At 66.1% G+C, this 24,354-nt stretch carries 28 protein-coding genes and 1 pseudogene; 6 read left to right on the top strand and 23 right to left on the bottom strand.

All coding sequences use genetic code 11. The annotated features are described in order from the left end of the window. The first annotated feature begins 26 nt into the window (after window positions 1-26). Together E8L99_RS16835 and E8L99_RS16830 are read left to right on the top strand one after the other, a co-directional pair. A complete protein-coding gene (locus E8L99_RS16835) occupies window positions 27-797 on the top strand; it encodes a motility protein A (protein WP_137100632.1) in 771 nt (256 codons plus the stop codon). Window positions 798-804: 7 nt separating this feature from the next. After that, a complete protein-coding gene (locus E8L99_RS16830) occupies window positions 805-1,629 on the top strand; it encodes an OmpA/MotB family protein (protein WP_137100631.1) in 825 nt (274 codons plus the stop codon). A gap of 168 nt (window positions 1,630-1,797) precedes the next feature. Here E8L99_RS16830 and E8L99_RS16825 read toward each other — a convergent pair whose 3' ends face one another. Next, on the bottom strand, window positions 1,798-2,628 hold the full coding sequence (locus tag E8L99_RS16825) for an alpha/beta fold hydrolase (RefSeq protein ID WP_137100630.1): 831 nt from the start codon (window positions 2,626-2,628) through the stop codon (window positions 1,798-1,800). Between the two features lie 143 nt (window positions 2,629-2,771). Here E8L99_RS16825 and E8L99_RS16820 point away from each other — a divergent pair, with 143 nt between their 5' ends. Continuing rightward, on the top strand, window positions 2,772-3,869 hold the full coding sequence (locus E8L99_RS16820) for a malate/lactate/ureidoglycolate dehydrogenase (RefSeq protein ID WP_137100629.1): 1,098 nt from the start codon (window positions 2,772-2,774) through the stop codon (window positions 3,867-3,869). Here E8L99_RS16820 and E8L99_RS16815 read toward each other — a convergent pair. Beyond that, complete coding sequence (locus E8L99_RS16815) at window positions 3,866-4,666, bottom strand: crotonase/enoyl-CoA hydratase family protein (protein ID WP_137100628.1); 801 nt, start codon at window positions 4,664-4,666, stop codon at window positions 3,866-3,868. The two genes, E8L99_RS16820 and E8L99_RS16815, sit on opposite strands and share 4 nt — an antisense overlap. 22 nt (window positions 4,667-4,688) lie before the next feature. Beyond that, complete coding sequence (locus tag E8L99_RS16810; protein WP_137100627.1) at window positions 4,689-5,153, bottom strand: PaaI family thioesterase; 465 nt, start codon at window positions 5,151-5,153, stop codon at window positions 4,689-4,691. A 30-nt stretch (window positions 5,154-5,183) separates the two neighbouring features. Between E8L99_RS16810 and E8L99_RS16805 the strand changes: the two genes are divergently transcribed. After that, the gene (locus E8L99_RS16805; RefSeq protein WP_137100626.1) at window positions 5,184-5,609 is read left to right on the top strand and encodes a hypothetical protein; all 426 of its coding nucleotides are present in this window, start codon (window positions 5,184-5,186) and stop codon (window positions 5,607-5,609) included. Window positions 5,610-5,615: 6 nt separating this feature from the next. Here E8L99_RS16805 and E8L99_RS16800 read toward each other — a convergent pair whose 3' ends face one another. The 7 genes from E8L99_RS16800 to E8L99_RS16770 all read right to left on the bottom strand — a co-directional run bounded on the left by E8L99_RS16800 (window position 5,616) and on the right by E8L99_RS16770 (window position 12,376). Continuing rightward, a complete protein-coding gene (locus E8L99_RS16800) occupies window positions 5,616-6,935 on the bottom strand; it encodes a TRAP transporter large permease (protein ID WP_137100625.1) in 1,320 nt (439 codons plus the stop codon). After that, the gene (locus tag E8L99_RS16795) at window positions 6,932-7,447 is read right to left on the bottom strand and encodes a TRAP transporter small permease (RefSeq protein WP_137100624.1); all 516 of its coding nucleotides are present in this window, start codon (window positions 7,445-7,447) and stop codon (window positions 6,932-6,934) included. Before E8L99_RS16795 ends, E8L99_RS16800 begins: the two co-directional genes overlap by 4 nt. 6 nt (window positions 7,448-7,453) lie before the next feature. Next, window positions 7,454-8,533, bottom strand: a complete 1,080-nt coding sequence (locus E8L99_RS16790; protein ID WP_215907007.1) for a TRAP transporter substrate-binding protein — start codon at window positions 8,531-8,533, stop codon at window positions 7,454-7,456. Window positions 8,534-8,681: 148 nt separating this feature from the next. After that, a complete protein-coding gene (locus tag E8L99_RS16785) occupies window positions 8,682-10,202 on the bottom strand; it encodes a UxaA family hydrolase (RefSeq protein WP_137100623.1) in 1,521 nt (506 codons plus the stop codon). Window positions 10,203-10,334: 132 nt separating this feature from the next. Beyond that, window positions 10,335-10,970 (bottom strand): urease accessory protein UreG, encoded by a 636-nt coding sequence (gene ureG / locus E8L99_RS16780; RefSeq protein ID WP_137100622.1) that lies wholly within the window; start codon window positions 10,968-10,970, stop codon window positions 10,335-10,337. Between the two features lie 4 nt (window positions 10,971-10,974). Next, window positions 10,975-11,766: an urease accessory protein UreF gene (locus E8L99_RS16775; protein ID WP_252511138.1), complete on the bottom strand. Its 792-nt coding sequence runs from the start codon at window positions 11,764-11,766 to the stop codon at window positions 10,975-10,977. Further along, the gene (locus E8L99_RS16770; protein WP_137100621.1) at window positions 11,660-12,376 is read right to left on the bottom strand and encodes an urease accessory protein UreE; all 717 of its coding nucleotides are present in this window, start codon (window positions 12,374-12,376) and stop codon (window positions 11,660-11,662) included. The genes E8L99_RS16775 and E8L99_RS16770 overlap by 107 nt, the downstream gene beginning before the upstream one ends. Window positions 12,377-12,487: 111 nt before the next feature. On the opposite strand from E8L99_RS16770, the gene E8L99_RS16765 reads away from it, so the two are divergent. After that, window positions 12,488-13,561, top strand: a complete 1,074-nt coding sequence (locus tag E8L99_RS16765; RefSeq protein WP_137100620.1) for a DUF2252 family protein — start codon at window positions 12,488-12,490, stop codon at window positions 13,559-13,561. 18 nt (window positions 13,562-13,579) lie between these two features. Here the strand turns inward: E8L99_RS16765 and ureC are convergent, their stop codons facing one another. The 5 genes from ureC to E8L99_RS16740 are packed head-to-tail and all read right to left on the bottom strand — an operon-like array spanning window position 13,580 to window position 17,415. Then, window positions 13,580-15,295, bottom strand: a complete 1,716-nt coding sequence (gene ureC / locus E8L99_RS16760) for an urease subunit alpha (protein ID WP_137100619.1) — start codon at window positions 15,293-15,295, stop codon at window positions 13,580-13,582. 21 nt (window positions 15,296-15,316) lie between these two features. Next, window positions 15,317-15,622 carry an urease subunit beta gene (locus E8L99_RS16755; protein ID WP_137100618.1) on the bottom strand — a complete coding sequence of 102 codons (306 nt, stop codon included), beginning with the start codon at window positions 15,620-15,622 and terminating at the stop codon, window positions 15,317-15,319. 1 nt (window position 15,623) lies between these two features. Further along, window positions 15,624-16,220 (bottom strand): HupE/UreJ family protein, encoded by a 597-nt coding sequence (locus tag E8L99_RS16750; RefSeq protein ID WP_137100617.1) that lies wholly within the window; start codon window positions 16,218-16,220, stop codon window positions 15,624-15,626. Window positions 16,221-16,233: 13 nt separating this feature from the next. Further along, the gene (locus E8L99_RS16745; protein WP_137100616.1) at window positions 16,234-16,536 is read right to left on the bottom strand and encodes an urease subunit gamma; all 303 of its coding nucleotides are present in this window, start codon (window positions 16,534-16,536) and stop codon (window positions 16,234-16,236) included. A 9-nt stretch (window positions 16,537-16,545) separates the two neighbouring features. Continuing rightward, on the bottom strand, window positions 16,546-17,415 hold the full coding sequence (locus E8L99_RS16740; RefSeq protein ID WP_137100615.1) for an urease accessory protein UreD: 870 nt from the start codon (window positions 17,413-17,415) through the stop codon (window positions 16,546-16,548). A 292-nt stretch (window positions 17,416-17,707) separates the two neighbouring features. Between E8L99_RS16740 and E8L99_RS16735 the strand changes: the two genes are divergently transcribed. Beyond that, window positions 17,708-17,908, top strand: coding sequence for a hypothetical protein (locus E8L99_RS16735; protein WP_137100614.1), 201 nt, complete (start codon window positions 17,708-17,710; stop codon window positions 17,906-17,908). 6 nt (window positions 17,909-17,914) lie between these two features. Here E8L99_RS16735 and pssA read toward each other — a convergent pair whose 3' ends face one another. From pssA to E8L99_RS16695, 8 genes and pseudogenes are all read right to left on the bottom strand, one after another. Continuing rightward, entirely contained in the window at window positions 17,915-18,766 is an 852-nt protein-coding gene (gene pssA, locus E8L99_RS16730; RefSeq protein ID WP_137100613.1) for a CDP-diacylglycerol--serine O-phosphatidyltransferase, read from the bottom strand. 31 nt (window positions 18,767-18,797) lie between these two features. Beyond that, window positions 18,798-19,511, bottom strand: a pseudogene (locus E8L99_RS16725) (phosphatidylserine decarboxylase); the annotation flags it as partial. Window positions 19,512-19,623: 112 nt separating this feature from the next. Then, on the bottom strand, window positions 19,624-20,616 hold the full coding sequence (tatC, locus tag E8L99_RS16720; protein WP_137100611.1) for a twin-arginine translocase subunit TatC: 993 nt from the start codon (window positions 20,614-20,616) through the stop codon (window positions 19,624-19,626). Further along, window positions 20,613-21,224, bottom strand: a complete 612-nt coding sequence (gene tatB, locus E8L99_RS16715) for a Sec-independent protein translocase protein TatB (RefSeq protein ID WP_137100610.1) — start codon at window positions 21,222-21,224, stop codon at window positions 20,613-20,615. Before tatB ends, tatC begins: the two co-directional genes overlap by 4 nt. 74 nt (window positions 21,225-21,298) lie before the next feature. Then, window positions 21,299-21,574 carry a twin-arginine translocase TatA/TatE family subunit gene (locus tag E8L99_RS16710; protein ID WP_137100609.1) on the bottom strand — a complete coding sequence of 92 codons (276 nt, stop codon included), beginning with the start codon at window positions 21,572-21,574 and terminating at the stop codon, window positions 21,299-21,301. Between the two features lie 90 nt (window positions 21,575-21,664). Continuing rightward, entirely contained in the window at window positions 21,665-22,774 is a 1,110-nt protein-coding gene (locus tag E8L99_RS16705) for an ABC transporter ATP-binding protein (protein WP_137100608.1), read from the bottom strand. Beyond that, window positions 22,771-23,499 carry an SMC-Scp complex subunit ScpB gene (gene scpB / locus E8L99_RS16700; protein WP_137100607.1) on the bottom strand — a complete coding sequence of 243 codons (729 nt, stop codon included), beginning with the start codon at window positions 23,497-23,499 and terminating at the stop codon, window positions 22,771-22,773. The genes E8L99_RS16705 and scpB overlap by 4 nt, the downstream gene beginning before the upstream one ends. Window positions 23,500-23,512: 13 nt before the next feature. Continuing rightward, the gene (locus tag E8L99_RS16695; RefSeq protein WP_137102158.1) at window positions 23,513-24,337 is read right to left on the bottom strand and encodes a segregation and condensation protein A; all 825 of its coding nucleotides are present in this window, start codon (window positions 24,335-24,337) and stop codon (window positions 23,513-23,515) included. Window positions 24,338-24,354 lie beyond the last annotated feature (17 nt).

The following is a 24,354-nucleotide window of genomic DNA, read 5'->3' as shown; positions in this document are numbered from 1 at the left end:
CCAACGCGCGCTGCGCGGAGACACTTATGGATATCGCAACAGTCATCGGACTTGTCGGCGCCGCTGCCGTCATCATCATCCTGATCATGATCGATGGCGGCAATTTCGGCCAATATTACGACAAGCACGCGGTGATCATCATCTTCGGTGGCGCGGCTGTCGCGACCCTGACGCGCTATCCGCTGCATGTCGTCATGCATGGCCTGCCGATGGGCTTCAAATGCGCGCTTGCCATGCGCACCATCCAGCACCGCGACCTCGTCGAGGAAATCGCCAATATCGCCGACGTCGCCCGCAAACAGGGCCCGAACGCGCTGGAAAAGCTGACGATCAACGATCCGGTGCTCGCCCAGGGCGTGCGCTATATCGCCGATGGCTACGACGCCGACTTCATCCGCCAGACGATGGAGACGGACAAGGACAACATCTACATGCAGCTGGACGAGGCGCAGAAGATCTATCGCTCGATCGGCGATTGCGCACCGGCCTTCGGCATGATCGGCACGCTGCTGGGCATGGTCAACATGTTCGCCAACATGACCGATCCGACCAAGCTCGGCCCGATCATGGCCATGGCCTTGATCGCGACCCTCTACGGCGCCGTGGTCGCCAACTTCGTCTGCATGCCGATTGCCGACAAGTGCCACGTGAAGATGGTGGAAGAGGATATCGCCCGCCAGATCATCATCGATGGCGTGGTGCAGATCCGCAATCAAAAGAGTCCGCAGGTGATCAAGGAAATGCTGCTCGCCTATCTGACCGAGCACGATCGCCACTCGCTGGCCGAGCCGGCCTGAGGATCCCATGGCCAAGCGCAAGGACGGTGGCGGTCACGGCGGTCACGGCTGGTTCGTCACCTTCGCCGACCTGATGGCACTGCTGATGTCATTCTTCGTCGTCATCGTCGCCTCGTCCAACCAGGACGAGCGCAAGAAGCACATGATGACCGGCTCGTTCCGCGAAGCCTTCGGCACGACCAGCAACACCGCACTGACCGGCATGATCGAGCTGAACGGCATTCCGACGCGCCCGCAGATCCAGAACGTCTCGACCACCCCGGAATCGCCAACCGACCGCCCCGGCCCGCAATTGCAGATGGCCGATCCCGATGCGCTCAAGCAGGCGATCGACCGCCAGATGGCGCTTGCCGCCGCAAGCCTGCGCCAGGCCATGCAGGCCATGCCGGAGATCGCCGAGATCTCCAAGAACGTCATCATGGAAGAACGGCCCGACGGCCTCGACATCCAGATCGTCGATCAGGACGGCCGTGCCATGTTCCCGCCCGACGGGCGCGAACCCTATGAGCGCACGCGGCAGCTGATCGCCGCCCTCACGCCGGCGCTTCGCCAGCTGTCGAACCGCGTGACGATTACCGGTCATACTTCCAGCACCCGCGTGCTCGGCCAGCCCGGCTATGGCGCGTGGGATCTGACGGCCGACCGCGCCAATGCCGTGCGCATGGTCCTGCAGGAGAACGGTCTGCCAGGCGACCGCATCTTCGCCGTCACCGGCAAGGCCGATACCGAGCCGATGTTCCCGGACGATCCCTATCTCGCCGCCAATCGCCGCGTGTCGATCCTTCTGATGAAGGAAGCCCCCGTGGCGCCGCGGCAGTTCCTCGGCAACTGAGCGACGTCCGCACAAGCGGCCCCCTCACCAGTCGTCATGCCCGCCCTCGTGGCGGGCATCCACGTCTTTCGTCCCCTGTGAACCCAGTTGAAGGCGTGGATGCCCGGGACAAGCCCGGGCATGACGGCGGGTCTGCACCCCGATTGCCGCAGGCAACACCCAACGCTACTACCAACCGATCCCGTTGAGGAACTCATCGACGATCTGGTTGAAGAGCAGCGCGTTCTCGAAATAGACGGAATGGCCGGCGCCGGCGACGACGTGGCACTTGGCGTTGGGCAGTGTTGCCGCCACCAGTTCGATGCCGCGCGGGCAGATCAGCGGGTCTTCGGTGCCGATGATGAACTGGACCGGACAGGTGATCCGGGCGGCGTCCGCGGCGCCACGGGTCCGCATGGCGCGGATGCGGTTGCCGACTTCTTCCTTGTTCAGCCCGAGCGACAGGCGATCGATCGCCTGATAGAGCGCATGCAGAGGCGGATTGTCCTCCGCCATGCGGGCGCCGGCGGCGCGATGAATACCGCGTGACGCCAGATCGGCGATGAAAGCCGGCATGGCCTTGCGCCAGATCTTCACCTCGGCATCATCAAACCGGTCATAGTCGAACGAGCCGGTGGTGCAGGCCATGACGAGGCCGGCGACCCGCTCAGGCGCCAGGAGCGCTGTCTCGACCGCGGTCCAGCCGCCCATCGACTGGCCGGCAATCACCGCCTTGTCGATGCCGAGATGGTCCAGCAGTGCCACGAGGTCGCTCGCATAGAGGGTTGGTTCCGGCACGCCGCCGGGCGTCGTCGAGGGCGGGAAGCCGCGGTGCGACAGGACCACCACTCGATGATCGGCGGCGAAGACCGGCGCTGTCTGCCACCAGCTCAAATGATTGCCGCCGAGACCATGGGCGAAGACGATGGCCGGCCCCTCGCCCGCCGTCTCGTACTGGATGACCGCGCCATCGGGGCGGGTCAGGCGGGCAGCGGTGAAGGCGGGAATGGGCTTGGTCATGGCGGTCCTCCGGGGTGGCGAGCCTAGACCGACAGGCCGGCCCGCCGGAAGGGGCCGGATGGTGCAATCCTCCCCGTCAACAGGCGGGACTTTGCATCGCGCGCCGCTCCGTCCATCATCGGAAAAAATCCGGGAGGAATCGTATGGCCTTGGTCGATGCTGGGCGCCTTGTGGCGCTGGTCACATCCATTTTTGAAGCTGCGGGCTGCGACAAGGCGGAGGCTGGCCGCATTGGCCATTATCTGACCGAGGCCAATCTCGCGGGCCATGACAGCCATGGCGTTGCGCGCGTGCCGCGCTATGTCGACTGGTTGGCCGAGGGCAAGGTGGAGGCCGGCAAGGAGGTGACGGCGGTGGTCGACACGCCTTCGCTCGCGGTGCTCGACGGCCATTACGGCTTTGGTCAGACGGTGGGGCCGCAGGCTGTGCGGATCGGTATTGCCAAGGCGAAGGCCCAGGGCCTCGCGGCTGTGGCGCTGCGCCATGCCGGCCATCTCGGCCGGATCGGCGATTTCGCCGAGATGGCGGCGGCCGAGGGCCTGGTCTCGATCCATTTTGTCAATGTGGTCGGATCCATCCTGGTCGCACCCCATGGCGGCGTCGACCGGCGGATCTCGACCGCCCCCTATTGCATCGGCGTGCCGCGGCCGGACGGCCAATCGCCGCTGCTGCTCGATTTCGCGACCTCGCTGGTTGCCGAGGGCAAGGTGCTGGTGGCCTCCTTTGGCGGCAAGCCGATCCCCGGCGACGCGCTGATCTCGCCGGATGGCTCCAAGAGCAATGACCCGGCCGTGCTCTACGGCCCCTACCCCTCAGGTCCAGGCCCACGCGACCCGCAGGCCGGTCCTGGCGCCATCCGCGCCTTTGGCGACCACAAGGGCTCCGGCCTTGCCTTCATGTGCGAGATCCTCGGCGGCGCGCTGACGGGCGCTGGCGCAACCGGCCCTGGCAAGAGGTTCTGCAACGGCATGATGTCGATCTATATCGACCCGAAGATCGTCGATCCCGATGGCTTCTTCCCGGCCGAATGCGCCGATTATGTCGCCTATTACAAGAGTTCGCGGCCGGTGGAAGCGGGCGGCGAGGTTCTGGTGCCGGGCGAGACCGAGGCGCGCGGCAAGGCGAAGAAGCTGAAGGACGGCGTGCCGCTGTCGGACGGCACCTGGGACGCGATCGTCGATACGGCAAAGCGGCTGGGCATTGGCGACAACGTCATCAAGGCAACGCTGCTGGCCAGCTAGATATTGCCGAAATCGCCGCCGCGCCCCTTGCCGGCGGCGAAGCGGGCGGCGCCGGCCGCGCCTTCCTTGGCGACCATGGGCGAGGACGTCCGCCATTCGTTGCGCAGCGCGTCCTCGATGCTGAGATCCCATTGCGCATAGGCTGACGCCCGGTCGGAGCGCAGGCAGCCCTGCGGGAAGCGGGCGATCTCATGCGCCAGCGCTTCAGCCGCCTCCCGTGACGTTCCCTTCGGCACCACCCGGTCGGCAAGCCCGATGCGGAGTGCCTCCTCGGCCTCCACCTTGCGCCCTGTGAGAATGAGGTCGAGCGCCCGGCCCTGGCCGACGATGCGCGGCAGGCGCACGGTGCCGCCATCGATCAGCGGCACGCCCCACCGCCTGCAATAGACGCCCATATAGGCGTCCTCCTCCATGACCCGCAGGTCGCACCAGAGCGCGATCTCCATGCCACCTGCGACCGCCGGTCCGGCAATGGCCGCGATCACCGGCTTCGACAGCATGAGCCGGGTCGGTCCCATCGGACCGCGCGGCCAGACGCCCTCGCCGTCCGGGATGTCCAGCCCGCCGCCGACCGTGTCGGTCTCGCCGGTGGCCGCAACCTTGAGGTCGAAGCCGGCACAGAAAGCCCCGCCTGCGCCCCAGAGCACGGCCACACTGGCGGTCTCGTCGGCATCGAAGGCTTTGAGCGCCTCAAACAGCGCGATGGCGCCTTCCGGGTTCATCGCATTGCGTGCCGCCGAGCGCGTGCGGATCAGCGTCGTCACCGGCCCGTTGCGCTCGATCGTCAGGTCGGTCATGGCCCTTGTCTCCTTGTTGGCGTCAGTCGACGATGCCGGGTGTGTCCATGACCATCATCGAGGCGGTCATCAGGGCGATCAGCTTGCGCTTGCCGTCGGTCTCGGCAAAGCACTCGCCGAGCGTGATGATCAGCTTGTTGCCGGGCCTGATGACGCGGCCGACCGCGATGAACCGCTCGCCCTTGGCTGGCGACATCAGGTTGATCTTGAACTCGGTGGTGAGCACGCCTGCCCCTTTGGGCATCAGCGTCATGGCGGCAAAGCCGCAGGCCGTGTCGACAATGGCCGAAATGGCGCCGGCATGGACGAAGCCGTGCTGCTGGAGGATTTGCGGCGCGAAGGGCATGACGATCTCGACATGGCCAGGCTGGACATCGCCAAGTGCTGCACCCAGCGTCGTCATCAGGGTCTGGTTGGCGAAACTGCGCCGTCCCCGCGCCTCGTAGTCGGGATCCTTCACGGAAAAATGCGGGACATCCTTAGTCATTCCGAACACCTTCGCTTGCATTTGGCGCGAATGGTCGCAAAGTCATTGGCCCGGCTGCAAGTTAACCGGACGAACGAGGACGCCCGATTGTTCAATTGGTACATGCCGCGCTTCACGGAAGCCGCCTGGCAAGCAGCAAGCGTCTCGGCCTCGGCCGCCATGGCCGCCAGCCTGACGATCGCCCACCGCATGACCATGCTGGCCGATCCGTCCGCCATGTCGGATAGCAAGAATCACGCGGAGGCCATGCGCATGGTCACCGAGAAGATGGACGCGGCGGCCGAAGGCTCGTTCGCGGCGGCGGCGGAAGCCAGCCGTTTCGTCATGCGCTCGGCCATGGGTCAGGTTTCGCCCGACGACATCGCCCACGGCCTGATGAAGATCGGCGTTGCCGCCACCAAGCCGGCGACCCGCAAGGTCAAGGCCAACGCACGCCGCCTGTCGGCAGGCGGCTGACCGCATTCAGGTCAGCCAGTTCACCAGCCAGAGCGCCAGCGCCGGGAACGCCACCACAAGGGCGAGCCTCACGACATCCGCCATCACGAAGGGCAGCACGCCGCGATAGGTGCGCGTGATCGGCACGTCGCGGGCAATGGCCGAGATGACGAAGACATTCAGCCCGATCGGCGGCGCGGTGAGCCCGATGCCGACCACCATCAGCACGAGAATGCCGAACCAGATGGCGATATCATCGGCCGGCATGCCGAGGTCGAGCGCCGTCACGATCGGGAAGAAGATCGGCAGTGTCAGGAGGATCATGGCGAGTTCGTCCATGACACCGCCGAGGATGATGTAGAAAATCAGCAGCGCGACGATCACGCCATAGCCCGGAAGCCCTGACTGGGCGACCATCTGCGCCGCCATGTCCGGCAGCTGCGACAGCGCCAGGAAGCCGTTGAACACCTCGGCGCCGAGCAGGATCATGAAGATCATCGCCGAGGTCTCGGCCGTCTGGATGATCGACTGCTTGATCTCGGCCCAGCCGAGCGTGCCCTGCAGCAGACCGACCGCCAGCATGGCGATGCAGCCGACGGATGCGCCCTCTGTCGGCGTGAAGATGCCGCCATAGATGCCGCCAACCACAATGATTGCGATCAGCATGACCGGCCAGACCGTGACGGCGACCGACAGCCGCTCGGCCCAGCCGATGCGCGGCAGGGCCGGCCCCGCCTCCGGCCGCAGCCGGACCACGATGGCGATGACGACGCAGTAGAAAACCGCCGCCATCAAGCCCGGGATCAGCGCCGCCATGAACAGTTTGGCGATGTTCTGCTGGGTGGTGATCGCATAGACGACCAGGATCACCGATGGCGGGATGAGAATGCCGAGCGTGCCGCCGACCGCGATCATGCCGGTGGCGAAGCCCGGATCGTAATTGTAGCGCTTGAATTCCGGCAGGGTCGCCCGCCCGAATGTCGCAGTGGTGGCGACCGACGAGCCGCAGATCGCACCAAAGCCGGTGCAGGCCCCAATCAGCGCCATGCCGAGCCCGCCGCGCCTGTGCCCGAGGAAGGCCGCCGCCGCCCGGAACAAAGCGGTCGACAGACCGGACTTCTCGGCCAGCGCGCCCATCAGGATGAACAGCGGGATGACCGAGAGCGTGTAATTGGCGAACAGGTGATAGGGCGTGGTCTTCAGATAGTTCATGAAGATCGGCAGGCTCGTGAAATGCACATAGCCCAGCGATCCGACGGTCAGCATGGCAAGCCCGATCGGCATGCGCAGGCCGAGGAGTACCAGCATGCCGAGGAAGCCGGTGAGAGCGACGCCTGCCCCGCTCATCGTCCGCCCCGTCCGAGTTTCATCATGGTCAGGAGCGTGACGAGCCCGAGGAAGGCCGCCATGACCGCGCAGGCCGCAATGGCCCAGCCGATCGGGAAGGCCAGGACCATGGAACTGGTTTTCGACGAGATGGCGTCATAGGCGCCGAGCGCCAGGCGCCAGGCAATCAGCCAGGCAAAGCCGGCATAGACCAGGTCCCAGAGCATATCGAGCGAGCGGTTGAACCAGTCAGGCGCGCGAAGCGTGAACGTATCGACGAAGACATTGCCGCGCCCGAGCTGGCAGAGCGGCAGGAACGAAAAGACCGCAACCGCGGTTGCGATCTGCACCAGCTCGAAATCGCCGGGAATGGCCGACCTCAGCGCCCAGCGGCCGCCGACCGACAGCGTCACCATCACGGCGGTGACCAGCATCAGCGCCCCGCCGAAAATGGCCAGGGTCCGCGCAATTGCGCCGACCCTGTCCACCGCCGCGCGGGCGGGACCCGCGCCATCATGCTCATTGGACGTCATCGAGGATCAGGCATTCATGTTCTTGGCGACAGCCGCGCGCACGTCGTCGACCAGCTTCTGACCGTCGATATTGCGCTCCTTCATGGACTTGATCCAGGCTTCCTCGACCGGCTTGGTGGCGGTGCGCCACTTGGCGACCTCGTCCGCCGACAGCTGGATGATGGTGTTGCGCGGCCGTGCCTTGACCATCTCGGCCACCGCCGTTCCGCGCTCGTCCCACATGGCGCCGGCCATGACGGCGGCAACCATGCCGGAATTGTCGTCGATCACCTTCTTCAGGTCGGCCGGCAGGCCCTCATATTTCGGCTTGTTCATCGCGAGGATGAAGGTGGCCGTGTAGAGCGTCGGCGAGCCCGGGAATTCGGTGTGGTTGCGCACCAGTTCGTGCAGGCGCAGCGACGGCACAACCTCCCACGGCACGACCGCGCCATCGATGACCCCTTGCGCCAGCGCCTCCGGCACCTGGGGCACCGGCATGCCGATGGCGGTGGCGCCAAGCGCCCGCAGCGCTTCGCCGGCCTGGCGGGTCGGGAAGCGGAGCTTCAGGCCCTTCATGTCGTCCAGGCTGCGGACAGGCTTGTTCGAATGGATCAGGCCATGGTCATGCGCCCACAGGCAGAGAGTGTGGACTTCGCTGAACTCCTTGACGAAATGGGTCGGGGCCAGTTCGGCCATGGCGCGCGAATTGGTGACGCCGCGCTTGCCCGCGATGAAGGGCAGTTCCATCGCTTCCACCGACGGGAAGCGGCCCGGCGTGTTGCCCGGCAGGGTCCAGACGATGTCGGCCACGCCGTCGCGGGCCTGATCGAACAGCTGGGGCGGCGCGCCACCGAGCTGCATGGCCGGGAAGATGTCGATCTTGATGCGGCCACCGGATTCGGCCTCGACCTTCTTCGACCAGGGCAGCAGGAAGCGAGCATGGGCATTGGCCACGGGCGGCAGGAAGTGATGCATGCGCAGCGTCACCTGCGGGGCCTGGGCGAAGCCCGAGCGCAGGGTGGCAGGAGCGGCAATGGCGGCACCGGCCAGGGCCAGTGCGTGACGGCGGGTCAGGATCTTTTGCGACAGGGGTATCTTGGAGGTCATGGGTCGGTTCCTCGGGACGGCTTGTGCCGGTTGGGCGCTCTTCGGCGCCTCTTGGTCTTCGATCACCGGAGGTTAGCGACCAGCCCGCGGGCTTCGCAACCAAATTAGTTGCGAAACCAACCAAAGGACGGCGAAAACCCGCTGGCGATCACATGGTGGCGCCGATCTGCCAGGGCACGAACTCGTTGTCGCCATAACCGAGCAGCTCAGACTTGGTCTTCTCGCCCGATGCCGTCTTCAGGATCAGCTCGAAGATCTCCTGGCCCTTCTCATCCAGCGACACGCCATCCAGGACATCGCCGCAATTGATGTCCATGTCGTCGATCATGCGGGTGTAGATGTCGGAATTGGTCGCAAGCTTGATCGAGGGCGTCGGTTTGCAGCCATAGGCCGAGCCGCGGCCGGTGGTGAAGGTGAGCATGTTGCAGCCTCCCGCAACCTGGCCTGTGGCGGCCACCGGATCGTAGCCGGGCGTGTCCATATAGACGAAGCCGGCGCGGTCGACCTTCTCGGCATAGTGATAGACGGCGCGCAGCGTCGTCGATCCGCCCTTGGCGGCGGCACCCAGCGACTTCTCCAGAATGGTGGTGAGGCCGCCCGCCTTGTTGCCGGGCGAGGGATTGTTGTCCATCGAGCCATGGTTCTTGGCGGTGTAGTCCTCCCACCACTTGATGATGCCAACGAGCTTTTCGCCGACCTCACGGCTCTCGGCGCGGCGGGTGAGCAGGTGCTCGGCGCCATAGATTTCCGGCGTTTCGGAGAGCACCGCCGTGCCGCCATGCTTCACCAGGATATCGACCGCCTTGCCGAGCGCCGGATTGGCGGTGATGCCGGAATAGCCGTCGGAGCCGCCGCACTGGAGCGCCAGGCAGAGTTCGGAGGCCGGCAGCGTCTCGCGCTTGGTCTGGTTGACGATCGGCAGCATCTCGGCGATCCGCGCCATGCCGGCCTCGATCGACTTCTTGGTGCCGCCGGTCTCCTGGATGGTCATCGACTGGAAATGCGCGCCGGGATGGATGCCGTAGCGCTTCATCAGGCCGGGGATCTGGAACACCTCGCATCCGAGACCCACGATGAGGACAGCGGAGACGTTGGGATTGGTGGCATAGCCCCAGATGGTGCGCTCCAGAATGTCGAAGCCTGCCCCCTCGCCTGCCAGGCCGCAGCCCGTGCCATGGACCAGAGGAATGACGCCGTCGACATTGGGATAGGCGTCCAGCATGCCGGACCGGTTGACCGCCTCGGCGATGAAGCGGGCGACCGAGGCCGAGCAGTTCACCGAGGTGAGGATCGCGATGTAATTGCGCGTGCCGGCGCGCCCCGTCGGCCGGCGGAAGCCCTGGAAGGTCGCGCGGTCAGCCAATGGCAGGATCGCCTCGGGCTCGGCGCCTTGGGCGAAGGCATAATCGCGGTCGAAGGTCGCGAATGCGCAATTGTGGGTGTGGACCCAGGCGCCGGGCGTGATGTCCTCGGACGCAAAGCCGATGATCTGGCCATATTTGACCACCGGCGCGTCCTTGGCGATTGGCTGCATCGCCATCTTGTGGCCCTTGGGCACCCGCGCGGTTGCCGAGACGCCGTCAACACGCTTGCCGGCATCGATCGTGTCGACGGCGACGACGACATTGTCGCCGGTGGCCAGGCGGATGAAGCGGGGCTGGGTGGTCATTGAGCCGTCTCCTCGGGGATCGTCTGGCTGGCGTCTTGGCGCCAGTCCACGCGCGCATAGTGGACTTTGGATCGATCCCAGAAAAGCGAAATGGTCGCAGGTCCGCCAGGGACTTGGGGATCGCCTGCCAACTCAGCCGGCTTTCAGGCCGCCCTTCGACTCAACGAAGAGGGCCACGTCCTCGACCCCTGCCCCGGTCTTGATGTTCGTGAAGATGAACGGCCGCGCGCCGCGCATCCGCCTGGAATCGACAGCCATATTGTCGAGATTGGCGCCGACCATGGGGGCGAGGTCGGTCTTGTTGATCACCAGAAGATCGGACCGGGTGATGCCGGGCCCGCCCTTGGACGGGATCTTCTCGCCCGCCGCCACGTCGATCACATAGATCGTCAGGTCGGCGAGTTCCGGCGAGAAGGTCGCGGCGAGATTGTCGCCGCCCGATTCGATCAGGATGAGATCGAGCTCGGGGAACTTGGCGCGCATCTCGGCCACTGCCGCCAGATTGATCGAGGCATCCTCGCGGATGGCGGTGTGCGGGCAGCCGCCGGTCTCCACGCCCATGATCCGCTCGGTCGGCAGCGCGCCGGAGCGCATGAGATATTCGGCATCCCACTTGGTGTAGATGTCGTTGGTGATGGCGGCGATCTCGTAGGTTGATTTCAGGCGCTTGCAGAGCGCGTCCATCAGCGCCGTCTTGCCGGAGCCGACGGGGCCGCCAATGCCGATGCGCAGCGGGCCATGGGGCGATTTCTGGGCGGGGCTCGTCATCGGATCAGCTCCTGAACAGGCGGGTATATTGGGTTTCGTGGCGCATCGACGCCAGATCGGAGCGCAGTGCATGGCCGCCGAGATCCTCGAGGGAGGTTCGGAGCGCCGCCTCGGCTGTGGCCTCCAGGATCGGCTCGAGCGCTGAGAGCGCCCGCTGCCCGTCGGTCTGGCCGAGCGGCACGAGGCGCACCGCGGCCGAGACCAGATTGGCGGCGACCGCATGGAGGTAGGCGTGGAGCGCCATGGCAAGGTCGATGTCGTGGGCGGCGGTTGCCGCGCCGACGGCCACAGGATAGGCCACCGGCCCGTCCCAGGCCTGCCGCACAAGAGCCAGTGGCGCAGCCGGCCAGGCGGCTTCGGTCGCCATCATGAAGGCATTGCCCTGCGCGGTCGTCTCCAGCCTGCGCTCTTTCGAGGGCTGGAAGGCCACCGCCAGTTCGGCCACCTCGGTCAGCGCGGCCAGATCGCCCGCCGCGACGGCCCGATGGGCATGGGCGAAGAAGGTCGCATCGGCCAGGCCCGAGCCATGGCGCAGCACCACCTCCAGCCAGTCGGTCAGGCTGCCGAGACTGGCGATATCGCCGGTCTCCACGGCCCATTCGATGCCGTGGGAATAGCTGAAGGCACCGACCGGATAGGAGGGCGAGAGCCAGGCCAGGAGCCGGTAGAGCGCCCCCGGCCGAAATCCGTCAGCCATGCTTGTGGCCGTGGGAATGGCCGTGACCGTGGTGATGGTCGTGACCCTTGTGATCATGGTCGTGGTGATCGTGGCCGTGATGGTCGTGGCTGTGGTCATGACCGCAGCCACAGGCATCGTCGTGGACGTGCTCGGCGGTCTTGACGCTCAAGACGTCGCGCGCGGCAGGCTTCGGCGCATGGGAATGGCCGTGATCGGCATGATCATGCTTGCCGTGGCCATGGTCGTGATGGCCATGGTCATGCCCGTGCCCATGGTCATGACCGGTCACCGTGCCATGGCCATAGGCGCCGCCCTCTGGATCGAAGGGCGCCTCGATCAGCACCACCTTGGCGCCGAGGCCACGCACCATGTCCTCGATGACATGGTCGCGGCGGATCCGGAGCTTCGAGCCCATGATCTGGGTCGGCAGGTGCCGGTTGCCGAGATGCCAGGCGACGCGGACCATGTGGTTCGGATCGGTGGTGCGGATCTCCACCAGCGGCTCGGCAGCGGCCACGACCTGGACGATCCGGCCATTCTCCAATTCCAGGCCGCAATCGGAGACCAGCGGGATGGCCTCGGCGAGGTCGAGCAGGAATTCCGTGCCCTCGACGCCCTCCATGGTCATGCGCCGGCGGTGCCGGTCGTCATAATCGAGCACCACGCGATCAATCACGGCGGTCTCTGCGAAGGAATGGGGCGGACGGACTGTGGTGGCGCGGATCATGACCCTATCTCTGCCACAGGGATTGTTGGCGTCAACCTAACCTAGCGTAATCGAGCCTTTGCAAAGGAACGCTATCCGGGATCAACTCGCGCATAACGGGAGACGGCGACGATGAACATCCATCAGTCAACAACTGCCTATGAAGCTTGGTTGCGCGACCAGATCGGCAGCGGGCTGGTCAAAGACGATCTCGAGAAAAAGCACGAGAAAATGGTCCACGACCCGTTCTCCTTCCTGCGTGCGACCTATTGGAGGTGGGCAGAGACGATTCTTGCCGATTGCCCCGAACTCGCCGATCTGCCGCAGGTCCTCGCGATCGGCGATGTCCACCTTGAGAATTTCGGGACATGGCGCGACCTGGAGGGCCGACTGATCTGGGGCGTCAATGACTTCGACGAAGCCGCGACGATGCCCTATGCGCTGGACCTCGTGCGGCTCGCATGCAGCGCGATACTGGCCGTCAAGACCGCTGGCAAGGATGACGAACTGGGTGGCAAGCGGATCTGCACCCTGATCCTGGACGGCTATCGCGATGGGCTCTGCCAGCCCGAGCCGGTGGTCCTCGATCGCGACAATGCCTGGCTGCGCAAGGCTCTTGCCTTGTCGAACGACCAGCGCCGGCATTTCTGGGAGAAGCTTGATGGCCTGGCGACCCAGCAGCCGTCGCCACGCTTCCGCAAGGCGCTGATCGACGCCCTGCCGGACTCCCACCATGATGTGGCGTTCAAGGCAAGCCACCGCGGCACCGGCAGTCTCGGGCGGCCGCGCCTTGTCGCCCATGCCGAATGGCTCGGCGGACCGGTGGTCCGCGAGGCGAAGGCGATCGTCTCATCGGCGTGGAACCGAACCCATCGACCGAGCGACACGACTCTGCACCTCAACAGGATTGCGCGCGGCCGCGCTCGCGCGCCAGACCCGCATTACAAGGAGGCCAGCGGCATTCTGGTGCGGCGCCTGTCACCCAGCAGCCGGAAGATCGAGGCCAAGCACGATCTCGATCTGCTGTTGCGCGCCCGCATGTTGCGCCTCATGGGCCGTGAAGTCGCCAATTGCCACGCCGACAATCCGCGCCTGGCGGAGAAGGCGCGCCTTCATGCCGAAGGCCAGACGCCCGGTTGGCTCCATGACTGCGCCAAGTCCGCCTTGAAGCGGATCGCCGACGACCATGCCGAGTTCGGCGCCTAGCAGCCGGCACAGAGATCGTCAGAACAGGAAATAGCGCTGCGCCATCGGCAGCTCCTTCGCCGGTTCACAGGTCAGCAGTTCGCCATCCGCCCTCACCTCGTAGGTCTCGGGATGGACCTCGATATGGGGTGTCGCGCTGTTATGGATCAGGCTCTTCTTGGAAATGCCGCCGCGGGTGTTTTCCACCGGCAGGACGATCCGGTCGAGGCCGAGTTCCTTGTGGCCGCCGCGCTCGTAGAAGGCCTTGGAGACGAAGGTGACGGATGAGGCCGTCATGGCCTTGCCGAAGGCGCCGAACATCGGGCGGTAATGCATCGGCTGCGGCGTCGGGATCGAAGCGTTCGGGTCGCCCATGGGGGCGGCTGCGATCGTGCCGCATTTCAGCACCAGCGAGGGCTTGATGCCGAAGAATTTCGGCTCCCACAGCGCGAGATCGGCAAGCTTGCCGACTTCCACAGAGCCGATGTGCTTCGACAGGCCATGGGCAATCGCGGGATTGATCGTCACCTTGGCGATGTAGCGCTTGACCCGGAAATTGTCGGCGCCTGTGCCGACATCCTCCGCCAGCGGCCCACGCTGGATCTTCATCTTGTGGGCGGTCTGGAAGGTGCGGATGATCACCTCGCCGATGCGGCCCATGGCCTGGCTGTCGGAGGAGAGGATCGACAGCGCGCCCATGTCGTGAAGGATGTCCTCGGCCGCGATCGTCTCCTTGCGGATGCGGCTTTCGGCAAATGCCACGTCCTCGGCGATCGAGGGCGAGAGGTGGTGGCAGACCATGAGCATGTCGAGATGTTCCTCGAGCGTGTTCACGGTGTAGGGCATGGTCGGATTGGTCGAGGACGGGATGACGTTCTCGATCATCGCCACCTTGATGATATCTGGGGCGTGGCCGCCACCGGCGCCTTCGGTGTGGAAGGCGTGGATCGTGCGGCCCTTGAGCGCGGCGATCGTGTCATCGACGAAGCCGGATTCATTCAGCGTGTCGGTGTGGATCATCACCTGCACGTCGTAGTCGTCGGCAACGCTCAGGCAATTGTCGATGGCCGCCGGAGTCGTGCCCCAGTCCTCGTGCAGCTTCAGCGCGCAGGCGCCGGCCTCGATCTGCTCGACCAGCGCGTCCGGCAGCGAGGCATTGCCCTTGCCGGCAAAGGCGAGGTTCATCGGGAAGGCTTCGGCCGCCTGCAGCATGCGCGTCAGGTGGAACGGGCCCGGCGTGCAGGTGGTGGCTGTGGTGCCCGAGGCCGGCCCCGTGCCGCCGCCGAGCATGGTGGTGAGGCCGGCCATCAGGGCCTCCTCGATCTGCTGCGGGCAGATGAAATGGATGTGGGTGTCGATGCCGCCGGCGGTCAGGATCTTGCCCTCGCCGCCGATCGCTTCCGTGCCCGGGCCGATGATGATGTCGACGCCCGGCTGGACGTCCGGGTTGCCGGCCTTGCCGATGGCGGCGATGCGGCCGTTCTTCAGGCCGACATCGGCCTTCACGATGCCCCAGTGGTCGATGATCAGCACATTGGTGATGACGGTGTCGACCGCACCGGCCTTGTTGGTCATCTGGCTCTGGCCCATGCCGTCGCGGATCACCTTGCCGCCGCCGAACTTCACCTCCTCGCCATAGAGGGTGAAATCCTTCTCGACCTCGACGAACAATTCGGTGTCGGCCAAACGGACCTTGTCGCCCACGGTTGGGCCGAACATGCCGGCATAGGAAGCCCGGGAAATGCGATAGGGCATGCGTCTCTCCTCAGGGCCTTGTCAGAGCTTGCCCATCACGTCCTGGCGGAAGCCATAGACGGTCTTGGCACCGCGATAGGGCACGAGCGTCACTTCGCGGGTCTGGCCGGGCTCGAAGCGCACGGCGGTGCCGGCGGGAATGTCGAGCCGCATCCCGCGCGCCAGCGCGCGGTCGAAGTCGAGGCCGGGATTGGTCTCGAAGAAATGGTAGTGCGAGCCGACCTGGACAGGACGGTCGCCGGTGTTCGACACGACAAGCGTGACGCTGTTCTGCCCGGCATTGAGCTCCAGCGTGCCCTCGGGCGTGATGATTTCGCCGGGGATCATGTCAGGTCCCCGCGATCATCAGGCCGAGACCGGCGAGCGCAGTGACCGCACCGGCGATGCGGGCGACGACCGGGAGCGCGAAGCGGGTTGCGCCCACTGTTGCGGCAATGCCGGCGGCATGAAGAGCAGCAGTCGCCAGCGCGAAGCCGGCCGCGTAGGTGAGGCCAGAGGCGTCCGCCGGCACTTCCGTGCCGTGGGCATGACCGTGGAACAGGCCGGCCAGCGCGATCAGCGCCATGCCGAGGGCAACTGAGGGCCGAAGTGCCAGGGCCGCAGCAACCCCCAGCGCCAGAACCGAGGCGAGAATGCCCTGCTCAACGAAGGGCAGGCCCATGCCGGCCATGCCGAGCGCGCCGCCGGCGAGCATCGCGCCGACAAAAGTTGCCGGCCAGACCCAGAGCGCCGGTCCACCGCGCAGGCCCGCCCAGAGGCCGACCGCCACCATGGCGAGGATGTGATCGGCGCCGCTCAGGGGATGGATCAGGCCAGCCGTGAAGGCCGAGGTGGAGCCAATGCCGGTATGGGCTTCGGCGGCCGTCGAGGCGAAGCTGGCGGCGACCACGGCAAGGAGGGCAAGCTTGGAGCGCAGGTGGGACATGATGGCCTCCGGATCAGCGAATGGGATTATGGACTGTGACGAGCTTGGTGCCGTCGGGAAAGGTGGCCTCGACTTGGATGTCGTGGATCATCTCGGCAATGCCGCTCATCACCTGATCGCGGGTGATGACATGGGCGCCCGCCTCCATCAGGTCGGCGACCATGCGGCCGTCGCGCGCGCCCTCGACCACATAGTCGGTGATCAAGGCAATCGCCTCGGGGTAATTGAGCTTCACGCCCCGTTCCAGCCTGCGACGCGCCACCATGGCGGCCATCGAGATGAGCAGTTTGTCCTTCTCGCGCGGGGACAGGTTCATGGCATTTCCTCAGCAGGACCAGACGCGGGGAAGCGGCCCGCGCAGGTGTTCGAGCAGCGTCACGAGGAGCTTCCTCAGGGAGAAGGGATCGGCCGAGACAAGCCTCAAGGTCAAGAGGCCGTCGAAGGCGCTGGCCCCGGATTCGACATCGTCAGCCGCGGCGGCGTCGAGCACGGCGCGCAGCGCCTCGAGCTTCGTCTCAGCATCGGGGCTGGCCAGCACGACGCTGGCAATGGCAAGGCCGGCACCGGCCGCCGCCTTGCGGGCAATCTGGTCGGCGAGATCGCCCTCCACTGCCAGGCCCTCGGCATAGACCAGCCGGCCACCCCGGCGGATGCGCCAGCGGTCGAACAGGAAGGCTCTGTCGACCGTCTCGCCACGCGCCAGACGTCCGAAGACCACGGCCTCGACGGCCAGGAACGTCGAATCGGTGGCCATGGTGACGTCGAGCCGCCGGTCGAGCGCAGAACCGTCGAACAGGATCGCCTCCTGCGGCAGCCAGTCGAGCGAGGCGCCCTCGCCCACTTTGATCGTGGTATGAAACCGGCCCTTGTCGCCGCTGGACCGATAGACCTTCTCGGCGGCCTGCGTGGTGACCACGGCGCGGGTCTGGGGACCGGCATCGATTGAGAGGTCGAAACGGTCGCCGCCGGTCAGGCCCCCGGCCGTGTTGATGATCACGACCTCGAGCGGGCCGCCGCGCTCGGGTTTCGGCATGCGCAGGCGCAGCGCCGCTTCCTGATACGAATCGTGGATGGCCGTCACGTCGCCGCGGCGCAGGAACGACAGGCGCCCGACGCCGTGGGCGCGTTGCATGGCACCCGCGGTCCCGGCCCGTGCAGCGGCGCGGTCCCAGTCGGCCGCCAGCGCAATCGTCATGCCCCACCTCTTCGCAGGCGATCTTGGAGCCCGCCCGATGCGGCGGCAAGCCTGGAAAATGGGCAAAGGCCGCGCGAAGAGGCGATTCGACGGGGAACCACCGGGTACAGTGCGCGTTGTGGACCGCAGATGTGGCAATCGCGCACAGCGGCATCAGCGAGAATCGGGCACTGTCGGCGTACCGTTAACGGTCGCAGGCTTCACCCTTCGTTAACCTCTCGATGTCAGGCTTCAGACTGACGTGCATGCAAGTGTGAGCGAGTTGTCCGCAGGTAAACCTCGGAGACCATCCATGGCCGACGCGCAGTCATTGCTCCCCATCCCGGATCGCTTCCGCATGCCGGCCGAGGTCGGCGCGGACGAGATGGTGGCGCTGCTGGGCCGGCTCATGCCGCAATCGGATTCCGAAGCCTTCTCGGCGCTGCGCAAATCATTTCCCTGGGCACCGCTCTGCGAGCGCGTTGCGGCCATCTCCCGCTGGCGCAAGCCCTGACCTTGATCAGGCTGCCGGGGGTGTCTCCGGCGGCGCATCGGACACCGGCGGCGGGGCCGCGGCCATGGCATCCGCTCTTGCCAATTCCCGCGCCTTGCGGACGCCGAACGGCAGCGACACGAGATAGGCGAGCGTTCCGAAAGCCATTGTCGCCCAGGGATAGCTGACAAGCAGCGCGACGAAGGCAATTGCGAGCACAAAGAGCGGCAGGACCCGCTCGCGCGGGATCCTCGCGGTCAGCTTCTTGCCGGAGAAGACCGGCAGCCGCGACACCATCAAGAGGGCGATCACGATCGTATAGGCGGTGACCAGCAGCGGATGGATCGTCCAGTGCGGCACGCCCACATGCTCGACATAGATCGGCAGCATGACGAGGATGGCACCGGCCGGGATAGGCACGCCAGTGAAGTAATTGGCCATCCAGGCCGGCTGGTTCGGGTCGTCGATCTGCACGTTGAACCGGGCAAGCCGCAGCGCGCCGCAGATCGCGAAGACCAGGACGGCAATCCAGCCGATCGGGCCTGCATCCTTCATGCCCCAGAGATAGAGCACCAGCACGGGCACCGCGCCGAACGACACGAAATCGGCAAGGCTGTCGAGCTCGGCACCAAACTTGGACGTGCCCTTGAGCATGCGCGCGATGCGCCCGTCCATCGAATCGAGCACGGCGCCAGCCAGGATCAGATAGACCGCGAAGTCGATCCGGCCCTCGAACGCCATGCGGATCGCGCTCAGACCGGCGCAGAGCGCCAGCAGCGTGATCAGGTTCGGGATGAGGAGACGCAGCGGCACCGGCCGGAAACGCCGGCGAGGCGGCTCGTTCTGGTCGGGCGCGAAGGGCTGGAACAGCGATGACATGACGCGACCTTAGCCGGGATTTGCGATCACGTCAGCCGATACGCACGGCGCGGGACGGCTCGGCCGATGTCATGTCGGCCAGCACCGTCTCACCGGCGATCGACCGCTGGCCGACCGAGACCAGCGGACGCGCGCCCTCGGGGAAATAGACGTCGACGCGGGACCCGAAGCGGATCATGCCGAATCGCTCGCCGGTGGCGATCGGCTGGTTTTCGCCGACCCACCAGACGATGCGCCGGGCGATCAGGCCGGCGATCTGCACGACGCCGAAATCGCCATGGGCGGTCTTGATGGCGAGGCCGTTGCGCTCATTGTCCTCGGAGGCCTTGTCGAGATCGGCATTGAGGAATTTGCCGGGACGATAGGCCATCTTGGTGATCGTGCCGGCGATGGGCGCGCGGTTCACGTGGCAATCGAACACCGACATGAAGATCGAGACGCGCGGCAGCGGCGCCGTGCCGAGGCCGAGCTCGACCGGCGGGACGACGTTCGACACCAGCGACACCCGGCCATCGGCCGGCGCGATGACAAGGCCGTCGCGCACCGGCGTGACCCGGACGGGATCGCGGAAGAAGAAGATCACCCAGACCAGCAGGGCCAGCATCGGCCAGGTGAGCCAGGCCCCGAACCAGAGCAGCAACAGCGTGCCGGCACCGGCAATCGCGATGAACGGATAGCCCTCGCGATGAACCGGAACGATGACGGTCGTCTTGATGCTGTCGATAATGGACATCGCTACCTCGTGGCGCCGTGGGCGCGCTCTCGGGAAGGGCCGTGGTCAACGGCGATAAGTGACTGAACCGGCCGGAAGTCCGGCCGGCATCAGGTCAGGCGCCGGTGGATCAGGCGCCGGTGGATCAGGCGCCGGTCTTGGGCGGCTCCGGGGGCGGATCGCCAGGCTTGTGCTCGATGGCGAGCGGCGCCGGATCGACCGGGGGCGTTGCGGCGGCGGCAGCAGCAGCAGCAGCAGCAGCTTCGGCCTCGGCAGCAGCCTGCTTGGCAGCCTCCTTGGCGGCTTCCTCTTCGGCTTCCGCCTCGGAATCGACCATGCCCTTCTCCATCCGGCCGACGACGAAGATGCCGACCTCGTAGAGCAGACAGAGCGGGATCGCGAGCGACAGCTGGCTGATCACGTCGGGCGGGGTGAGCACCGCCGCGATGATGAAGGCGATGACGATGAAATAGCGCCGCTGGGCCCGCAGGAACTTGGTGTCGACCAGGCCGATCTGTCCGAGCAGCGCGATGATCACCGGCAGCTGGAACGAAATGCCGAAGGCGAAGACCAGCGTCATGATGAGGCTGAGATAGTCCTCGACCCGGCCGAGATACTGGATGGCCGCGGCGGTATCGGTCGGCGCCTGCTGCATGCCGAGCGAGAACAGCATCAGCGCGCGCATGACGAACAGCACGACGAACAGGCCGCCGGCAAAGAAGCAGATCGGCGTCCAGATCAGATAGGGACGGAAGGCATCCTTCTCGTGGCTGTAGAGGCCGGGCGCGACGAACTTGTAGAGCTGGATCGCAATGACCGGGAAGGCCAGGAAGGCGCCACCGAACATGCCGATCTTCAGCTGGGTGAAGAAATATTCCAGCGGCGCCGTATAGATCAGGCGCACTTCCGAGCGCGGAATCTTCAGATAATCCGCCGCCCATTCGTAGGGCAGCATGAGGATCTGGAACACCTGTTTGGCGAAGACGAACGACAAGATGAAGCAGACCAGGAACCCGAGCATGGCCTTGATCAGGCGTGTGCGCAGTTCGATCAGATGCTCGATCAGCGGCGCCTTGGAGGCGTCGATCGCCTCTTCGTCCCGCTTGATCTTGTCGTCCTTGGTGTCGGCGAGAGTCATTCCGCGGTCTTCCGGGCACGCTTCGGCTTGACCGGAGCCGGCTCAGGCTCAACGGCAGCGGGGATGGATTCAGGCGGCGCGCTTTCGGCGGGCGCGGCCTTGGCGCGCGAGCGCTGCTTCTTCGGCTCGGGCTCGGCGGGGCTTTCGACAACCGGCGGCGGCGCCGGGGGTGTCACAGGGGTCGAGAAGGCATTCTGGATCGAGTTCGGATCGGCCGAATAGCTCGGCGGAACCGGGATCTGTGCCGCGACATCTGGCGTCACCGGGCCGACGAGGTTGGCGGACGGCGCGGCGGGCGCCGGCGTCGTGGTGCCCTTCACGTCGTCCACAGCCGACTTGATCTGCTCGCGGGCGTAATCGATCGGATTGAACGCCGGCGTCGTTGTCGAGACGCTGTCGGTCACGCTCGACAGCGACGACTTGACCTTGTCGACCTCCGCCTCCTGCAAGGCCTGGTTGAACTGGTACTGGAAATCCGACGCCATGCGCCTGAGCTTGGTCAAAGCCTGACCAAGCCCGCGCAGGACGCCGGGCAATTCCTTCGGACCGATCACGACCAGCGCCACTACGCCGATCAGGGCGATTTCGCCCCAACTCAGGTCGAACATATCATCTCACCGTCCGGAGCACCGGCCTTGGACAGGAACAGCCCGCGGCCAATGCCAACCGGCCACTTGTCGGTTCAGCTGGCCTTGGGGGCCTGGGCGGGAGACGACGGCTGGGCAGCAGCCGTCTCGGGCGTCTGCGGAGCGACCGGGTGATGGTCGATCGTGGTCGAGGGCGGCGTCGCGGCGGGCGGCGCCGGCGGAGTGACCGTATCGTCCTCTGCCATGCCCTTCTTGAAGGCCTTGATGCCCTTGGCGGCATCGCCCATGAACTCGGAAATCTTGCCGCGACCGAACAGGAGCAGCACGACGATGGCCACCAAAATCCAGTGCCAAGCGCTAAAGGAACCCATCATTCACTCCTCGGTAGCCGCTGCGCGGTCATGAGCGACCTGGCGCGCGGCACGTTTCGTTTGCGGCGTGTCAGCCGCGTCGGGGGGAAACTATGCTTCGGGTACGGCAAAAACAAGGACTTCGGATGCAGCAACGTCAACGCCGATGTCACGACCTTCGATCAAGGTTTCCGCGGAGCGCACCCGCGCCTTGAGCGGCTGGTCGAGACCGTCCACCGCGATTTCGAGGAAATCGACCTCACCGAGGAAGCGTTTGGCGATCAGACGGCCCGGAACACACATGCCCGGAGGCCTTGCGAAGATGGCCTGCGGACGGATCGCGGCCAGGGCAACGGCCCCCTCGGCAAAGCCCGGTGCGGCGAAATAGCCCACCGGCGTGACAAGCTTCCCGCCACGGACGATGCCGGGCACCTCGTTGATATCGGAGAAGAATCGGGCTGCGTCGAGGTCGATCGGCCGGCGATAGAGATCGCCTGCGCTACCCTGCTGGACGATCCGGCCCGCGCGCATCAGCACGATGCGGTCGGCCATGCGCATGGCCTCCTCGGGGTCATGGGTCACGACGATGCAGGTGGCGCGCGTCTCGCGCATGACGGCGAGCGTTTCCTCGCGGATCAGGTCGCGCAGCCGGCTGTCGAGGCCCGAGAAGGGCTCGTCCATGAGGAGGATGCCGGGGCGCGGCGCGACAGCGCGCGCCAGCGCCACCCGCTGCTGCTCGCCGCCCGACAGGGCATGGGGATAATCCATCGCATGGGCGGCAAGGCCCACACGGTCGAGCGCCAGGCGCGCCACGCGCTCGGCTTCCGCCTTTGGCAGCGCCTTGAGGCCGAACATGACGTTGGCAAGGTTGGTGAGATGAGGAAACAGCGCGAAATCCTGGAAAACCAGGCCGATGCCGCGCCGCTCGGGCGGCACGAACCCGCCGGGGCCGGCGACCTCGCGACCATCCATCAGCACGCGGCCAGCGATCGGCTGCTCGATGCCGGAGGCGATGCGCAGCAGCGTCGTCTTGCCGCAGCCTGATGGGCCAAGCAGGCAAACGATCTCGCCAGGTTCGATGGCCAGCGTGACATCGTCCAGCGCACGCACCTTGCCATAGGCATGCGAGACCCGGTCGAAACCGAGCGACTGCGCGATGGCAGGTCCTGCCGTGCCGCGGCGGCCCCAGCGCGCGGCGGCCTCGATGCCGGGAAATGTCATCGGGCAGCCTCGTCATCGTCGAGGCCGGGCATCAGCGACAGGTCGAGATGGCCCTGGTCGTCCGGCTCCTCGTCGTCGCGGAGTGTCGGATCGTCGGAGGGCATGGGGATCTGGAAGCCAGGCGGCAGGCGGCCATCGAGCAGGCCGGCGGCCTTCAGGTCGTCGAGGCCCGGCAGATCGCCAATGGCCTCCAGGCCGAAATGTTCGAGAAAGGCCTGGGTCGTGCCAAAGGTGACGGGGCGGCCGGGGGCCTTGCGGCGGCCGCGGATACGCAGCCAGCCCGTCTCGAGCAGAAGGTCGAGCGTGCCCTTGGCAACCGCGACCCCCCTCACCTCCTCGATCTCGGCGCGCGTCACCGGCTGGTGATAGGCAACGATCGCCAGGGTCTCGAGGGCGGCGCGCGACAGCTTGCGCTCGTCCACCGTTTCCTTGTGCAGGAGAAAGCTGAGGTCCTCGGCGGTGCGGAAGGTCCATTTTCCGCCAACCCGGACAAGATTGACGCCACGGGACGAATAGAACGCCTGGAGCGTGACCAGCAGCCAACGCAGATCGGCGCCGCGCGGCAGGCGCTCGGCCAGCTGCTCCTCGCTCAGAGGCTCGGAGGCCGCGAACAGCAGCGCCTCGACTATGCGCAATTGCTCAACCGGTCCCTCGACGATCCCGAGAGGGTTGCCGAAGGACGGTTCGTGGTCGCCGGGCCCTGAATGGGGATCGCCTGAACTCATCTGGCCGCTTCTATCACGTCCGCGGCGGAGCGGAACCGGAGGGTTCGCGGCGCCTGCGCATGAAGAGCGGCGACAGCGGCCGGTCCTGGTGAACCTCAAGGACACCTTCCCTGATCAATTCGAGCGAGGAGGCAAAGCTCGATGCCAGCACGGTCGCCCGGCGCTCGTCGGTGGTCAGATACTGGATCAGGAAGGCATCGAGCGGTGTCCAGTCCATGGCCGTGCCGATCAGCCGCTCCAGGATCTCCCGGGCCTCGCCCAGCGACCAGACCTGCCGCTTGGCGACATGGACATAGGACAGCGCGCTCTTCTGGCGCTGCTGGGCATAGGCGGTCAGAAGATCGTAGATCGTCGCGTCCCAGCGGCTCTGCGCCACCGCCACGACCGGCTCCGGCGCGCCGCGCGCGAAGACGTCGCGGCCAAGGCGATGGCGGTTCATCAAGGTGGCGGCAGCTTCCCGCATGGCCTGCAGGCGCTGCAGGCGGAACGCCAGAACCTCGGCCATTTCCAGGCCGGAGGGCTCATCGCTCTTGCCGGGATTGGGCAGCATCAGGCGCGACTTGAGATAGGCCAGCCAGGCCGCCATCACCAGATAGTCGGCGGCAAGCTCCAGCCGCATCTTCCGGGCTTCGTCGATGAAGCTCAGATATTGCGTGGCAAGCGCGAGGATCGAGATCTTGGCGAGATCGACCTTCTGGGTGCGCGCGAGCGCCAGCAGCATGTCGAGCGGGCCCTCGAAACCGTCGACGTCGACGACGAAAGACGGCTCCGCCTCGCCGCGATCGACTGCGTCGAACGGCAGCGCGCGCGGTGCGACACGGTCGGTTCCCTTGGCCATGGCGGGAAAATGCCGCA

It is taken from the genome of Phreatobacter aquaticus, assembly GCF_005160265.1.
GTDB lineage: Bacteria > Pseudomonadota > Alphaproteobacteria > Rhizobiales > Phreatobacteraceae > Phreatobacter > Phreatobacter aquaticus.
This window is presented reverse-complemented; position numbering and strand designations above follow the sequence as displayed.

Coding starts and splice junctions, on each gene's coding strand:
- E8L99_RS16835 (WP_137100632.1), top strand. CDS start 27: ATGGATATCGCAACAGTCATCGGACTTGTCGGCGCCGCTGCCGTCATC.
- E8L99_RS16830 (WP_137100631.1), top strand. CDS start 805: ATGGCCAAGCGCAAGGACGGTGGCGGTCACGGCGGTCACGGCTGGTTC.
- E8L99_RS16825 (WP_137100630.1), bottom strand. CDS start 2,628: ATGACCAAGCCCATTCCCGCCTTCACCGCTGCCCGCCTGACCCGCCCC.
- E8L99_RS16820 (WP_137100629.1), top strand. CDS start 2,772: ATGGCCTTGGTCGATGCTGGGCGCCTTGTGGCGCTGGTCACATCCATT.
- E8L99_RS16815 (WP_137100628.1), bottom strand. CDS start 4,666: ATGACCGACCTGACGATCGAGCGCAACGGGCCGGTGACGACGCTGATC.
- E8L99_RS16810 (WP_137100627.1), bottom strand. CDS start 5,153: ATGACTAAGGATGTCCCGCATTTTTCCGTGAAGGATCCCGACTACGAG.
- E8L99_RS16805 (WP_137100626.1), top strand. CDS start 5,184: ATGGTCGCAAAGTCATTGGCCCGGCTGCAAGTTAACCGGACGAACGAG.
- E8L99_RS16800 (WP_137100625.1), bottom strand. CDS start 6,935: ATGAGCGGGGCAGGCGTCGCTCTCACCGGCTTCCTCGGCATGCTGGTA.
- E8L99_RS16795 (WP_137100624.1), bottom strand. CDS start 7,447: ATGACGTCCAATGAGCATGATGGCGCGGGTCCCGCCCGCGCGGCGGTG.
- E8L99_RS16790 (WP_215907007.1), bottom strand. CDS start 8,533: ATGACCTCCAAGATACCCCTGTCGCAAAAGATCCTGACCCGCCGTCAC.
- E8L99_RS16785 (WP_137100623.1), bottom strand. CDS start 10,202: ATGACCACCCAGCCCCGCTTCATCCGCCTGGCCACCGGCGACAATGTC.
- ureG (WP_137100622.1), bottom strand. CDS start 10,970: ATGACGAGCCCCGCCCAGAAATCGCCCCATGGCCCGCTGCGCATCGGC.
- E8L99_RS16775 (WP_252511138.1), bottom strand. CDS start 11,766: ATGACCACAGCCACGACCATCACGGCCACGATCACCACGACCATGATC.
- E8L99_RS16770 (WP_137100621.1), bottom strand. CDS start 12,376: ATGATCCGCGCCACCACAGTCCGTCCGCCCCATTCCTTCGCAGAGACC.
- E8L99_RS16765 (WP_137100620.1), top strand. CDS start 12,488: ATGAACATCCATCAGTCAACAACTGCCTATGAAGCTTGGTTGCGCGAC.
- ureC (WP_137100619.1), bottom strand. CDS start 15,295: ATGCCCTATCGCATTTCCCGGGCTTCCTATGCCGGCATGTTCGGCCCA.
- E8L99_RS16755 (WP_137100618.1), bottom strand. CDS start 15,622: ATGATCCCCGGCGAAATCATCACGCCCGAGGGCACGCTGGAGCTCAAT.
- E8L99_RS16750 (WP_137100617.1), bottom strand. CDS start 16,220: ATGTCCCACCTGCGCTCCAAGCTTGCCCTCCTTGCCGTGGTCGCCGCC.
- E8L99_RS16745 (WP_137100616.1), bottom strand. CDS start 16,536: ATGAACCTGTCCCCGCGCGAGAAGGACAAACTGCTCATCTCGATGGCC.
- E8L99_RS16740 (WP_137100615.1), bottom strand. CDS start 17,415: ATGACGATTGCGCTGGCGGCCGACTGGGACCGCGCCGCTGCACGGGCC.
- E8L99_RS16735 (WP_137100614.1), top strand. CDS start 17,708: ATGGCCGACGCGCAGTCATTGCTCCCCATCCCGGATCGCTTCCGCATG.
- pssA (WP_137100613.1), bottom strand. CDS start 18,766: ATGTCATCGCTGTTCCAGCCCTTCGCGCCCGACCAGAACGAGCCGCCT.
- tatC (WP_137100611.1), bottom strand. CDS start 20,616: ATGACTCTCGCCGACACCAAGGACGACAAGATCAAGCGGGACGAAGAG.
- tatB (WP_137100610.1), bottom strand. CDS start 21,224: ATGTTCGACCTGAGTTGGGGCGAAATCGCCCTGATCGGCGTAGTGGCG.
- E8L99_RS16710 (WP_137100609.1), bottom strand. CDS start 21,574: ATGGGTTCCTTTAGCGCTTGGCACTGGATTTTGGTGGCCATCGTCGTG.
- E8L99_RS16705 (WP_137100608.1), bottom strand. CDS start 22,774: ATGACATTTCCCGGCATCGAGGCCGCCGCGCGCTGGGGCCGCCGCGGC.
- scpB (WP_137100607.1), bottom strand. CDS start 23,499: ATGAGTTCAGGCGATCCCCATTCAGGGCCCGGCGACCACGAACCGTCC.
- E8L99_RS16695 (WP_137102158.1), bottom strand. CDS start 24,337: ATGGCCAAGGGAACCGACCGTGTCGCACCGCGCGCGCTGCCGTTCGAC.